The sequence below is a fragment of the Streptomyces musisoli genome, from assembly GCF_016741855.1.
Classification (GTDB): domain Bacteria; phylum Actinomycetota; class Actinomycetes; order Streptomycetales; family Streptomycetaceae; genus Streptomyces; species Streptomyces musisoli.
Map to the genome: position 1 here is coordinate 60,708 of NZ_JAERRH010000003.1, position 12,251 is coordinate 72,958.

12 protein-coding genes are annotated in these 12,251 nt (G+C 73.3%); 5 read left to right on the plus strand and 7 right to left on the minus strand.

The window, feature by feature from the left end:
- The first annotated feature begins 2 nt into the window (after positions 1 to 2).
- The 3 genes from efeB to JK361_RS08475 are packed head-to-tail and all read left to right on the plus strand — an operon-like array spanning position 3 to position 3,093.
- Complete coding sequence (efeB, locus tag JK361_RS08465) at positions 3 to 1,262, plus strand: iron uptake transporter deferrochelatase/peroxidase subunit (protein WP_201815095.1); 1,260 nt, start codon at positions 3 to 5, stop codon at positions 1,260 to 1,262.
- 3 nt (positions 1,263 to 1,265) lie between these two features.
- A complete protein-coding gene (gene efeU, locus JK361_RS08470; RefSeq protein WP_201815096.1) occupies positions 1,266 to 2,138 on the plus strand; it encodes an iron uptake transporter permease EfeU in 873 nt (290 codons plus the stop codon).
- Complete coding sequence (locus JK361_RS08475; protein WP_201815097.1) at positions 2,098 to 3,093, plus strand: SCO2278 family lipoprotein; 996 nt, start codon at positions 2,098 to 2,100, stop codon at positions 3,091 to 3,093. Before efeU ends, JK361_RS08475 begins: the two co-directional genes overlap by 41 nt.
- Before the next feature lie 33 nt (positions 3,094 to 3,126).
- Here the strand turns inward: JK361_RS08475 and JK361_RS08480 are convergent, their stop codons facing one another.
- From JK361_RS08480 to JK361_RS08500, 5 genes are all read right to left on the minus strand, one after another.
- Positions 3,127 to 3,864: a bifunctional DNA primase/polymerase gene (locus JK361_RS08480; protein ID WP_201815098.1), complete on the minus strand. Its 738-nt coding sequence runs from the start codon at positions 3,862 to 3,864 to the stop codon at positions 3,127 to 3,129.
- Positions 3,865 to 4,212: 348 nt separating this feature from the next.
- Positions 4,213 to 4,827 (minus strand): TetR/AcrR family transcriptional regulator, encoded by a 615-nt coding sequence (locus tag JK361_RS08485; RefSeq protein WP_201815099.1) that lies wholly within the window; start codon positions 4,825 to 4,827, stop codon positions 4,213 to 4,215.
- Between the two features lie 28 nt (positions 4,828 to 4,855).
- The gene (locus JK361_RS08490) at positions 4,856 to 5,833 is read right to left on the minus strand and encodes a small ribosomal subunit Rsm22 family protein (protein WP_201815100.1); all 978 of its coding nucleotides are present in this window, start codon (positions 5,831 to 5,833) and stop codon (positions 4,856 to 4,858) included.
- Between the two features lie 142 nt (positions 5,834 to 5,975).
- Complete coding sequence (locus JK361_RS08495; protein ID WP_201815101.1) at positions 5,976 to 7,157, minus strand: serine hydrolase domain-containing protein; 1,182 nt, start codon at positions 7,155 to 7,157, stop codon at positions 5,976 to 5,978.
- Entirely contained in the window at positions 7,097 to 8,398 is a 1,302-nt protein-coding gene (locus JK361_RS08500) for a multidrug effflux MFS transporter (RefSeq protein ID WP_201815102.1), read from the minus strand. Before JK361_RS08500 ends, JK361_RS08495 begins: the two co-directional genes overlap by 61 nt.
- Before the next feature lie 172 nt (positions 8,399 to 8,570).
- Between JK361_RS08500 and JK361_RS08505 the strand changes: the two genes are divergently transcribed.
- Positions 8,571 to 9,329, plus strand: a complete 759-nt coding sequence (locus JK361_RS08505) for an SDR family oxidoreductase (RefSeq protein ID WP_201815103.1) — start codon at positions 8,571 to 8,573, stop codon at positions 9,327 to 9,329.
- A gap of 338 nt (positions 9,330 to 9,667) precedes the next feature.
- Here JK361_RS08505 and JK361_RS08510 read toward each other — a convergent pair whose 3' ends face one another.
- Both JK361_RS08510 and JK361_RS08515 read right to left on the minus strand, forming a co-directional pair.
- Positions 9,668 to 10,873, minus strand: coding sequence for a D-alanyl-D-alanine carboxypeptidase family protein (locus tag JK361_RS08510; protein ID WP_307787220.1), 1,206 nt, complete (start codon positions 10,871 to 10,873; stop codon positions 9,668 to 9,670).
- Between the two features lie 343 nt (positions 10,874 to 11,216).
- Positions 11,217 to 11,543: a nuclear transport factor 2 family protein gene (locus JK361_RS08515; protein ID WP_201815105.1), complete on the minus strand. Its 327-nt coding sequence runs from the start codon at positions 11,541 to 11,543 to the stop codon at positions 11,217 to 11,219.
- 157 nt (positions 11,544 to 11,700) lie between these two features.
- On the opposite strand from JK361_RS08515, the gene JK361_RS08520 reads away from it, so the two are divergent.
- A complete protein-coding gene (locus tag JK361_RS08520; RefSeq protein WP_201815106.1) occupies positions 11,701 to 12,246 on the plus strand; it encodes a DoxX family membrane protein in 546 nt (181 codons plus the stop codon).
- Positions 12,247 to 12,251: the final 5 nt, after the last annotated feature.

Below are 12,251 nucleotides of genomic sequence, written 5' to 3' on the forward strand. Positions count from 1 at the left end.
CGATGACCGAGACCCAGGGAAGCAATCCGTCGCGCCGGTCGCTGATCGGCTGGGGCGGTGCCGGACTCGCGCTCGGCGCGGCCGCGGCCGGCGGTGCCGTGGCGATGGCCAAGGCGGGCGACGACGTGGACCCGGTGGCCGCCGAGACGGGCGGCGCGGTGGAGTTCCACGGCGCCCACCAGGCCGGCATCGCCACCCCGGTGCAGGACCGGCTGCACTTCGCCGCGTTCGACGTGAAGACCGAGGACCGCGACGAGTTCGTCCGGATGCTCAAGGACTGGACGGAGGCGGCCCGCCGGATGACCGCGGGCCGGGCGGTCGGCGAGGGCGCGTACGGCGGGCTCGCCGAGGCCCCGCCGGACGACACCGGTGAGGCGCTCGGGCTCAAGCCGTCCCGGCTGACGCTGACCATCGGGTTCGGGCCGTCGCTCTTCGACAAGTTCGGTCTGGCGGACAAGCGGCCCGAGGCCCTGGTCGACCTGCCCAAGTTCCCCGGGGACAACCTGGACCGGTCCCGCACCGGCGGCGACCTGTGCGTCCAGGCCTGCGCCGACGACCCGCAGGTCGCCGTGCACGCCATCCGCAACCTGGCCCGGATCGGCTTCGGCAAGGTCGCCATCCGCTGGTCCCAGCTCGGCTTCGGCAAGACCTCCTCGACCACCCCGGACGCGCAGACCCCGCGCAACCTCATGGGGTTCAAGGACGGCACCCGCAACATCGCCGGCACCGAGACCGACCGGCTGAAGAAGTTCGTGTGGGTCGGCGACGGGGACGGCGACGCGAAGTCCTCCTGGATGACCGGCGGGTCGTACCTCGTCGCCCGGCGCATCCGCATGAACATCGAGACCTGGGACCGCACCTCGCTCCAGGAGCAGGAGGACGTGTTCGGCCGGGACAAGCGCGAGGGCGCCGCGGTCGGCAAGGCCAAGGAGCACGACGAGCCGTTCCTGAAGGCGATGAAGCCGGACGCGCACGTGCGGCTCGCGCACCCCGACTCCAACGGCGGGGTCACCATCCTGCGCCGGGGCTACTCGTTCACCGACGGCACCGACGGCCTCGGCCGCCTGGACGCCGGCCTGTTCTTCCTCGCGTACCAGCGGGACGTACGCAAGGGCTTCATCCCGCTCCAGCGCAGGCTGTCGGCGCAGGACGCGCTCAACGAATACATCCAGCACGTGGGTTCGGCGGTCTTCGCGGTTCCCCCGGGCGTCCGGGACTCCGGCGACTGGTGGGGCCGCACGCTGTTCTCGAAGGAGGGCTAGCCCGTGTTCTCCAACTACCTGATCGGCCTGCGCGAGGGGCTGGAGGCGTCGCTCGTCGTCTGCATCCTGATCGCCTACCTGGTCAAGACCGGCCGCAGGGACGCCTTGAAGCCGATCTGGGCGGGCATCGGCATCGCCATCGCCATCGCCATGGGCTTCGGCTGCGCCCTGGAGTTCGGCTCGCAGGAGCTGACGTTCGAGGCGCAGGAGGCGCTCGGCGGCTCCCTGTCGATCGTCGCCGTGGGCCTGGTGACCTGGATGGTGTTCTGGATGCGGCGCACCGCCCGGCACCTGAAGTCGGAGCTGCACGGCAAGCTGAACGCGGCCCTCGCCCTGGGCACGGGTGCGCTGGTCGCCACCGCGTTCCTGGCCGTCGGCCGGGAGGGCCTGGAGACCGCGCTGTTCGTGTGGGCGTCGGTGCACGCGGCGTCCGACGGCACCCCGCGCCCGCTGGTCGGGGTCGCGCTGGGCCTCGCCACGGCCGTCCTCCTCGGCTGGCTGTTCTACCGGGGAGCGTTGCGGATCAACCTGGCCAAGTTCTTCACCTGGACCGGCGGCATGCTGGTCGTGGTCGCGGCGGGCGTGCTGGCGTACGGCTTCCACGACCTCCAGGAGGCCGGCTGGGTCCCGGGCATCACCGACCTGGCCTTCGACATCAGCGGCGTCATCCCGCCGGACAGCTGGTACGGCACGCTGCTGAAGGGCGTCTTCAACTTCCAGCCGGATCCGACGGTCATCCAGATCACGGTGTGGGCGCTGTATCTGGTCCCGGTGCTCGCGCTGTTCCTCTCCCCGGTAGGGTTCGCCTCCGGGAAGGGGAAGGTGAAGGAGCCCGATGACCAGGGAACGCAGCCGTCGACGGCTTCGCAGGCGTGACCGCAACGCACTCATAGCAGCCGCGCTGACCGCTTTGTCGCTGACGACGGCGAGCGGCTGCGTGGTGGTGCACGGGGAGCGCGAGGTGGTGCCCGCCACCACCCGCGCCGAGGCCGCGAAGGCGCTCACCGCGTTCACGGACGCGTACAACAAGGCCGACAAGACCTACGACAGCTCCGTGGACGCGCCCTATGTCACCGGCGCGCTCGCCGACATCGACTCCGCCCGGCTGAAGGCCGGGCACGTCAACAGCCCGTCCGGGAACGCGAACCACACCCCGCTGACGCTGACGGACGTGCACTTCACGATCCCGGAGAAGGCCGGCTGGCCGCGCTGGTTCGTCGCCGACGCCAAGGGCAACAAGGGCGGCGACTTCCGCTGGGTGCTGGTGTTCACGCGCAGCGACCTCGGCGAGCGGTGGCAGGTGGCGTATCTGACGCTCATGACGCCCGGGACCGTACCGGAGTTCAGGACGGACGAGGACGGCTGGGCCGAGGCCGTACCGGCCGACACCACGCAACTGGCCGTCCGCCCGGACGAGCTGAGCAAGACCTACGCGCGCTATCTGCAGGACGGCGGGGAGACCTTCGCCGACGGCCGCGACACCAGCGGGCTGCGCGCGGACCGCAAGAAGGCCGCCGAGAAGCCCGGTCTGGTCCGGCAGTTCATCGACGAACCGCTCACCCACGGCGACTACGCGCCGCTCGCGCTGCGCACCGAGGACGGCGGGGCGCTGGTGTTCTTCACCACGCACCACTACGAGAAGCAGACCGCCTACACGGGCGGCACGGTGCCGGTGGCGAACAAGGACGTGCAGGCCCTGATCAAGGGCGAGGTGAAGCAGTCCCTGACGCTGGAGTCGATCGCCAACGAGGCCGTGCTCGACCCGGCCGGCAGCGGCCCGGTGCGGATGCTGGGGCGGGTCCAGGGGCTGACGTCCGCGCAGGGCGAGTGAGCGCGGGCGGGACGGCCGTCAGTGGCGCGGCCGTCAGTGGCGCGGCGGCCAGGTCGCGCTCTGGTGGCCGGCCTCGGCGCCCGCGTGCCGGGCGCAGGCGTCGGTGAGCGCCTCCAGCAGGGTCAGCGGGTCGGGCAGCGGCTGCTCCGGGCCACGCGTCCAGCGCACCCGCTGGTCGTCGTCGCCGGGCAGCCGGGCGGGCGGTACGAGGACGTAGGAGCCGCGGCAGTGCCAGCGCAGGCCGGGGTGCTCGGCCATCGTCTCCGGATGGCAGTCCAGCTCGCAGGGCCACCACTCGTCCTCGTCCTCGGGGGTGCCGCGGGTGAGGGTGAAGAAGAGCATGCGGCCGTCGTCGCTCTCGGCGACCGGACCCACCTCGACGCCGGAGCCGAGCAGCCGGTCCAGGGCCTCGCGGCCGGCCTGGAGGGGCACGTCCAGCACGTCGTGCACCATGCCGGTGGCGGTGATGAAGTTCGCCTGCGGCTGGTGCCGGGCCCAGCGCTCGATCTGGGCGCGGTCGGTGGTGGACTGCGTCTGCCAGGCGAACGACACCGGGTGCCGGGCCGGGGTGGGACAGCCGACGCGGTCGCAGGAGCAGCGGTAGCCCGGGGCGGGATGCGCGGCGGGGGCTAGCGGCAGGCCCGCGCCGACGGCGGCGAGCAGCAGGGCCTCACGGCCGTCGTCGCCGGCGGCCTCCTTCGGGCGGCGTCCGCGCAGCCACTGGGAGAGTTTGCCCTGCCGGCCGGTCCGGCCGCCGAACGTCGCGCTCATCTATCGCCTCGGTCTGGTGGTCGCCTCGCTGGTGTGCGGACAGCATGCCTTATCGTCCCATCTTCGCGTGCTTCGGGGGGCCGCAGGACGGTTCGGACGGAACGCCACGAGACGATCCTCACAACGTCCGAACCGACCGCCGACGGCCACCGGGCGGGCAGCCACAGCCACCGGGTGGGCGGCCGACAACCGCCGGGTGGGCGGCGACAACCGCCGGGCGGGCAGCCGACGACCGCCGCGCCCGCGGCCCGCAGGCGCCGGGGTCGACCCCTCGCAGCCACCGCGGGCCGGTACCCCGCATCCGCCGGTCGACACCCCGCAGCCACCGCGGGCCGGTAACGGGGGAGGTCAGCGGGGTGCGATTCCGTGCAGTGCGTACTCGACCAGGGTGTCCGTGTAGTCGTACGAGATCGGCCCGGTGCGTTGCAGCCACCGCTGGGCGAGGGGCGAGACGAACAGTTCCAGCGCGATCCGGGGGTCGACGTCGCCCCGTACCGCCCCGGTGTCCTGCGCCGCGCGCAACCGGTCGACGTACAGCTGGAGCTGCGGTTCGAGGAGCTTGGCCACGAACTCGCGGCCGAGCTGCTCGTTGACCACCCCTTCCGCGGCCAGCGCCCGTGACGGCACCTCGAAGCGCGGGTCGACCAGCTCGTCCACCGTGGCCCGCAGCACCGCCTTGAGGTCGGCGGCCAGGTCACCGGTGTCCGGGAGGGTGTACGGCTCGTGCCCCGCCGCCTTGGCCGCCTGCTCGCCGAGGTCCAGGAACGCCTCCAGCAGCACATCCGCCTTGGACGACCACCACCGGTAGATGGTCTGCTTGCCGACCCCGGCCCGGGCGGCGATGCCCTCGACGGTGGTCTTGGGGTAGCCGACCTCCCCGACCAGGGAGAGGGCTGCGTCGTAGATCGCCCGGCGGGACTTCTCGCTGCGGCGGGTGGCATCGGGGGCGGGCTTGTTGACCATGGGGTGAAAGTAACAGCGGCGAAGCCGGCTACGACACGGAACCGTACGGCGGCCAGGTGTCTCCCCAGTCGGCGTCCCGGGCCGCCTTGTACAGGTCGCCGTGGCGCTTGGTGACCGTCGTCCGGCGCAGCTGCTCCTCGGCCTCGCACAGGTCGAGCAGCACCTGGCCCTTGCGGATCTGCGGGCGCCGCACCACCCGGGCGGGGGCCGGTTCGGCGGGCAGCAGGGTGGCGGCGACGTAGGAGAACTTCTCGTCCTCGTAGGCCAGCGAGCCGCCCTTGACCTGGCGGTGCAGGGAGGAGCGGCCGACCCGGGCGGAGAAGTGGCACCAGTCCGTGCCGGGCACGATGGGGCAGGCGGCGCTGTGCGGGCAGGGTGCGGCGATCCGGAAGCCGGCCCGGACGAGCCGGTCGCGGGCCTCGATGACGCGGTCGTAGCCGGCCGGGGTGCCGGCCTCGACGATCACGACGGTCCGCGCGGCGCCGGCGGCGGCGTCGACGAGGGCGGTCCGGTCGGCCGCGGAGAGCTCGTTGAGGACGTAGGACACCGTGACCAGGTCGGTGGCGTCCAGGGTGAGGTCCGCGCCGATCCGGGCGCGCTGCCAGCGGGCCTTTTCCAGGGACGGGTTGGCGGCGGCGATCTGTCGGCCGAGGGCGAGGGCGGGCTCGGCCCAGTCCAGCACGGTGACGCTGCGCTCGCCCGGCCAGGTGGTCGTCACGGCCCAGGTGGCGGCGCCGGTGCCGCCGCCGACGTCGACATGGCTGCCGGGTGTCCAGCCGGGGACGGTCTCGGCGAACGCCTCCAGCGCCGAGCGGACCGCCTCGAAGGTGGCGGGCATGCGGTAGGCCGCGTAGGCGGCGACGTCGGCGCGGTCGCGGAGGATCGGCGCGTGGGTGGGGGTGGCTCCGCGGTAGTTGGCGATCAGCCGGTCCACGGCGGCGGCCACCTCCGTGGGCGGCAGACCGTCGAGCAGCTCGGCCAGTGCGGTGCGGAGGGGGTCGTTCACCCGGTAATTCTATGGCGCCCCGCGCCGGTGCCGGCCTGCCGGGTGCTCCGCCCCGGGCCCCCGGTCCGCCCGCCCCCGGCGGCACGGCCGGGGGGACCACGGTCCGGCGGGCGCCGTCGCCGAGGCCCCCCCTGGGGCGGGCTCAGATCACCGCGCCCGCCAGTCGCGTCGCCAGCGCCGCCCGCGGCCCGCTGTCCGGGGTACGGCGTCGTGGGTGGACCGTGTTGGCCAGCAGGATCAGGAAGGTGTCCGTCGCCGGGTCCAGGACCAGGGACGTGCCGGTGAAGCCGGTGTGGCCCGCCGCGCCGTGGCCCGCCAGCTCGCCCATGAACCACGGCTGGTCCAGCAGGAAGCCCAGGCCGGGCGGGGTGAACAGCAGTTCCACGAAGTCGGGGCCGAGGATGCGCGCGGGGCCGTAGGAGCCCCCGCTGAGCAGGGCGCGGCAGAAGACGGCGAGGTCGGGCGCGGTGGAGAAAAGGCCCGCGTGGCCGGCGACCCCGCCGAGGGCCCAGGCGTTCTCGTCGTGGACCACGCCCCGCAGCATGCCCCGGTCGGCCTTGGCCCACGGCCGCCGCTGGTCCTCGGTGGCCGCGGCGCCGGGGCAGGGTCCGAAGGCGGTGGCGGTCATGCCGAGCGGCCGGGTGATGCCGTCCTGGACGAGGACGTCGAGGCCGCGGCCGGTGATGCGCTCCAGCACGAACTGGAGCAGGAGCATGTTCAGGTCCGAGTACACGTACCGGCCCGGCTCGGTCACCGGCGCCTCGGTGCGCAGCAGGTCCAGCCGGGCGGCGTCGTCCGCGCAGTCGTACAGGGGGAGTTCGGGGCGCAGCCCGGAGGTGTGGGTGAGCAGCTGGCGGACCGTGACGCCGTACGCCGCGGCGGCGTAGAAGTCGGGCAGGTAGTCGCCGACGCGGGCGTCGATGCCGAGGGTGCCGCGCTCGATCTGCTGCACGGCGGCCACGGACGTGAACAGTTTGGTGAGGGAGGCCAGGTCGAAGGGGGTGGAGACGGTGGCCGGGACCCGGACGGCGGGCGGCAGTTCGACGCCGGTGCCGGTCTCGGGGTCGCAGGAGGCGTAGCGCACGGCCCAGCCCGAGGCCTCGGACACGGCGATCACGGGCCCGCGGCCGGCCAGCACGACGGCGCCGGCCGCCCAGGGGCGTGCACCGGCGGTGAGGGCGTGCACCTCGGCGACCAGGTGTCCGAGCTCGACAGGGTCGAGTCCGGCCCGCTCCGGTGTGCCGACGCGCAGTCTCGGTGCGCTCAGCTCTCGTCTCCCTCCGACCCCGCACGGGTGGTCTCCCGTGTCGTCCAGGGACGGCACATTCCCACGAAGCAGGCCGCCGCGACCAGTGCTCCGGCCAGCTGGACCACGGCCATGGGCACGGCGGTGTGCTCTCCGGCGACCCCGACGAGCGGCGAGGCGACCGCGCCGACGAGGAAGGAGGAGGTGCCGAGCAGCGCGGAGGCGGAGCCGGCGGCGTGCCGGGTGCGCAGCAGGGCGAGCGACTGGGCGTTGGGCAGGGTGATGCCCATGGCTGACATCAGGACGAACAGGGCGACGGCGATCGGGAGGAGGCCGGTGTCGCCGAGGACGCCCGTGGACAGCAGCAGCAGGGCGGTCGCCGCGAGGACGATCACCGCCAGGCCGACCGCGAGGACCTTGTCCAGGCTGACCCGGCCGACCAGCACCTTGCCGTTGATCTGTCCCGCGATCATCAGGCCGACCGAGTTGACGCCGAAGAGCAGGCTGAAGGTCTGCGGGGAGGCTCCGTAGATCTCCTGGATCACGAACGGCGAGGCGGATATGTAGGCGAACAGCGCGGCGAAGGCGAAGCCGCCGGCCAGCATGTAGCCGGTGAAGGGCAGGTCGGCGAGGAGGCCGCGCATCGCGCTCGTCGCCTGGCCGATGCCGCCGCCGTGCCGGTCGGCCGGCGGCAGCGTCTCGGGCAGCCGCCGCCACACGACGGCGGCGAGCAGCGCTCCGACGGCCGTGAGGACCACGAACACGCCCCGCCAGTCCGTCACCCGCAGGATCTGTCCGCCGATCAGCGGGGCCACGATCGGGGCGACCCCGGAGACCAGCATGAGGGTGGAGAAGAACCGGGCCATGGCCACGCCGTCGTACAGGTCGCGTACGACGGCCCGGGCGATGACGATCCCGGCCGCTCCGGCGAGGCCCTGGAGCAGCCGGAAGGCGACCAGGGTCTCGACGTTCGGCGCGAAGGCGCACAGGGCGGTGGCGAGGAGGTAGACGGCGAGGCCGGCCAGGAGCGGGCGGCGGCGTCCCCAGCGGTCGCTCATCGGGCCCACGATCAGCTGCCCGAGCGCCATGCCGGCCAGGCAGGCGGTGAGGGTGAGCTGGACGGTGGCGGCGGGGGCGTGCAGGGAGCGGGTGACCTCCGGGAGGGACGGGAGGTACATGTCCATGGCGAGCGGGGGCGTGGCGGTGAGGCCGCCGAGGACGAGGGTGACGAGCAGGCCGGTGCGGCGGGTGGCGGCCGGGTGCCGGGCGGTGGACGGGTGTTCCGTCTCCGGTGTCGGCGCCGCCGTGTGCTCGGTCATGCGTCCCTCCCTCTCGTTCTGAGCAGGCACCTATGCTCTCAGCTCGCACACACTGCCGAGGCACACACGAGCGAGGGCGGGGCGGCGACGGCGACGGCGACGGCGGAGCAGGGTAACCGTATGGCGGACATCCAATTCCGCATGACGGACTTCGCGCCTAGGCTGCGGAGCCATGACTGACAGGCAATCGAAGATCGCGGTGGTGACGGGGGCCGGCTCCGGCATCGGACGGGCCGTCGCCGTGGAGCTGCTGCGCCACGGCTGGTCGGTGGCGCTGGCGGGCCGGCGGGCCGAGACGCTGGAGGAGACGGCGACCCTGGTGACGGGAGCCGACTCGCTCGCCGTGCGCACCGACGTGTCCCGGCCCGAGGACGTGGAGGCGCTGTTCGCGGCGACCGTGGCACGGTTCGGCCGGGTGGACCTGCTGTTCAACAACGCGGGGACGTTCGGTCCGGGCGGGGTGCCCGTGGAGGACCTGCCCTACGACGCCTGGCGGCACGTGGTGGACACCAACCTCAACGGGGCGTTCCTGTGCGCCCAGGCGGCCTACCGGCGAATGAAGGAGCAGGACCCGCAGGGCGGCCGGATCATCAACAACGGCTCCATCTCGGCCCACACGCCCCGCCCGCACTCGGTCGCCTACACCGCGACCAAGCACGCGCTGACCGGTCTGACCAAGTCGCTGTCCCTGGACGGGCGGCAGTACCGCATCGCCGTGGGCCAGCTCGACATCGGCAACGCGGCGACCGACATGACGAGCCGGATGCAGACCGGCGCACTCCAGGCGAACGGGGAAGTAACCCCGGAACCGGTGATGGACGTGGCCGATGTGGCGCGCACGGTACGGCACATGGCCGAGCTGCCGCTGGAGGCGAACGTGCAGTTCGCGACGGTGCTGGCGACGGCGATGCCCTACATCGGGCGGGGCTGAGCGGCCTCCTCCCGCACGCCCGACCGGAATTCGAACGTCCGCGGCATTGCGGTCGGTCGCGGACATATGCTCAACTTTCCTCCACCAGAACTTCACAGTTGGAGCATGGAAGTTCCGCAGCCACTCCGAGGGGGGAGGCGGCGGCCGTTCCACCCGACCGGACTCGGGGGCGGACCAGGCGGCGACGACCGCGGGCCGCACGCCGGTGGGTGGAACGGCCGCCGCACACACCACCCGGCCGCTCGGCCCTGCTCCTCAGGCCCAGTCCGTTCGGCCTCGGCCGCCCAGTCCCACCCCTGGGTCCCGTCCACCCGGCTTCAGCCGCGCACCCCTGGCCCTCAGCCCGGGCCCTCGGCCACGGTCGCTCCGCCCTGGTCGGCGTCCCCGCCGGGGGCCTCGCCACCGGCCGCCGCCCGCTTGCCGCGTCGGCGCAGCGCCCAGACCCCGGCGCCCAGCAGGGCGACCGCCCCGGCGGCACCCTCCGCCAGGTGCCACGCCGAGCCGCCCTTCGCCGTCGAGCCGGGCGCGCCGGCCGCCGCCCGCGCGGCCCTGCCCTCCGGCGCCGCGTGCGCGCTCGTCCCGCCCTCGCCGAGCGGTTCCACCAGCGTGCCCACGGCCTGGGCCGAACGTCCGTGGGTGAAGCCCCAGTCGAGCAGCGCGGCGGTGTGCTCGTAGACGGCGTTGCCGCCGGCGTCGGGGTGCATCACGGTGACCAGAAGCGTGCGCCCGCCGCGGCTGGCCGCGCCGGTGAAGGTGTTCCCGGCATGGCTGGTGTAGCCGTTCTTCACACCGAAGAGGCCGTCGTATGTCTTCAGGCCCCATGACCCGGTCAGCAGCCGGTCGGTGTTCTGGATCTGGAAGGTCTTCTTGCCGCCCGCCGGGAAGTCGGCGGTCCTCGTGCCGCAGTAGCCGCGGAAGTCGGCGTCCCGCAGGCCGTGACGGGCGAAGAGCGTGAGGTCGTACGCCGAGGAGATCTGCCCCTTGTGGTCGAAGCCGTCGGGGCTGACCACACGGGTGTCCAGGGCCCGCAGTTCCTCGGCCCTGGCCTGCATCTCGGCGACCGTCCGGGCGATGCCGCCGTTCATGTGGGACAGCACGTGCACGGCGTCGTTTCCGGAGCGCAGGAACACGCCCTGCCACAACTGCTCGACGGTGTAGGTGATTCCGGGCTTGATGCCGACCAGGCTGGAGCCGGCCGGGACGTCGGCGAGATCGGCGTCGGTGACCCGGTAGCGCTGGTTGCGGTCCAACTTCTTCAGCACCGTGTCCGCGAACAGCATCTTCAGTGTGGACGCGGGCGCGAGCCGCCGGTGCGCGTTGAAGGAGGCGAGTACCTCCCCGCTCGTGCAGTCGGCGACCACCCATGAGCGGGCGGTCAGCTTCTTGGGCAGTCCGGAGGCACCACGCACCTGGACACCGCTGCGGGCCAGACGCTCGCCTCCGATGACAGTCGTCGCGGCGGCCTCGGTGGCCGTGGACAGGGGGAGCGCGGCGGCCGTCAGTCCGAGGGCGGCACGCCGGCTGAGCCGGGAACTTTCACGCACCCGGGGACCGTACACCGCGTCGAGCAGCGACTTCGCGACCGGAGGGCCGAACGGCGGGGAATGTGGCGCGTGATGACAATCCGATGAGTCACCCCGGTCCCCGGCTCCTGCACATCCCGTGCCCGGAACGGCTCGAAGGTTCCTCCTCCCGGCGGCTCGAAGGTTCCGCCCGGCGGCTCGGAGGGTGCTCCCGGCGGCTCGAAGGTTCCCCCCGGCGGCTCGGAGGGTGCTCGGCGGCTCGAGGTTCTCCCCGGCGGCTCGGAGGTTCCTCCCTGGACGGCTCGGCAGCGGCGTGACGGTCACCGGGGCGCGTTCGGCACCGCAGCCCCTCGGCCTCGCCCGGTTACGCCTGGCCCGTCTCGAACCGCGAGATCCGCCCGTCCTCCTCGACGGTGAAGGTCCACCTGGTGCGCATCTCGCCCCAGGTGTCGTTGCTGTAGCGGGCCAGCAGGGTACGGCCGCCGTTCGACTCGTTGTCCACGTCCATGTGCCCGCGGGACGAGAAGATCTCCTGGTCGATCCACTCGGCGAGGTCCCGGTCGGATCCGTCGTCGGCCATGGTCGCGCCGGGCGAGAGCAGGGACATGAAGCCCTCGCGGTCGTGGGCGTTGACGGCGTGGACGAAGGCCCGGACGGCCGGATCGCTGAGCTTGGCTGGCTGAATCGTCATGGCGTCAGGCTCACACCGCTCCCGCCGGCCCGCCACCCGAACGGCAGTCAGCCGGCCCGCCACCCGAACGGCGGTCAGGACGAGCCGGACGGTGGCGTCGGTGCGAGGGTGGAGCCACGGGAGGGGGACCTGTCCGCCTGTCTGCCGGGGAGTCACCGTGAGCTGTTACGACCGACGTGATCTGGGCCTGCTGCTGCTCCGGCTGAGCACCGGCGGAATGCTGGCGGCCCACGGCACGCAGAAGCTGTTCGGCTGGTTCGGCGGGCACGGTCTGGAGGGCACCGGCCAGTTCATGGAGTCCGTCGGCTATGCGCCCGGCAAGGCGAGCGCGACGGCGGCGGGCCTGGCGGAGGCGGGCGGCGGCACGCTGCTGGCGCTGGGCCTCGCGACCCCTGCCGCGGGCGCGGCGGCGGCCGGCGCGATGGCGGGAGCGTCGGCGGTGCACGCACCCAACGGCTTCTTCGCCCAGGAGGGCGGCTACGAACACGCGGCGATCCTGGGCCTGGCGGCGGCCGGCCTCGCCGTCACCGGCCCGGGCCGGCTCTCCCTCGACCACGCCCTCGGGCACGTCTTCGACCGCGGCTGGATGGTCCCGGTCGCCCTGAGCGTGACGGCGGCGGCGACGGCGGTGGTGGTGGGGGCGCGCAACCGACGGCTCCGGCTGAGCGCGGAGGGCGAGCAGGAGGCCCTGTTCGAGGAGTGAGGCGG

Bases quoted from the DNA above. Each gene is read 5' to 3' on its own strand.
- JK361_RS08475 (WP_201815097.1), top strand. From the start codon at position 2,098: ATGACCAGGGAACGCAGCCGTCGACGGCTTCGCAGGCGTGACCGCAAC.
- JK361_RS08505 (WP_201815103.1), top strand. From the start codon at position 8,571: ATGACTGACAGGCAATCGAAGATCGCGGTGGTGACGGGGGCCGGCTCC.
- JK361_RS08485 (WP_201815099.1), bottom strand. From the start codon at position 4,827: ATGGTCAACAAGCCCGCCCCCGATGCCACCCGCCGCAGCGAGAAGTCC.
- JK361_RS08480 (WP_201815098.1), bottom strand. From the start codon at position 3,864: ATGAGCGCGACGTTCGGCGGCCGGACCGGCCGGCAGGGCAAACTCTCC.
- JK361_RS08500 (WP_201815102.1), bottom strand. From the start codon at position 8,398: ATGACCGAGCACACGGCGGCGCCGACACCGGAGACGGAACACCCGTCC.
- efeB (WP_201815095.1), top strand. From the start codon at position 3: ATGACCGAGACCCAGGGAAGCAATCCGTCGCGCCGGTCGCTGATCGGC.
- JK361_RS08515 (WP_201815105.1), bottom strand. From the start codon at position 11,543: ATGACGATTCAGCCAGCCAAGCTCAGCGATCCGGCCGTCCGGGCCTTC.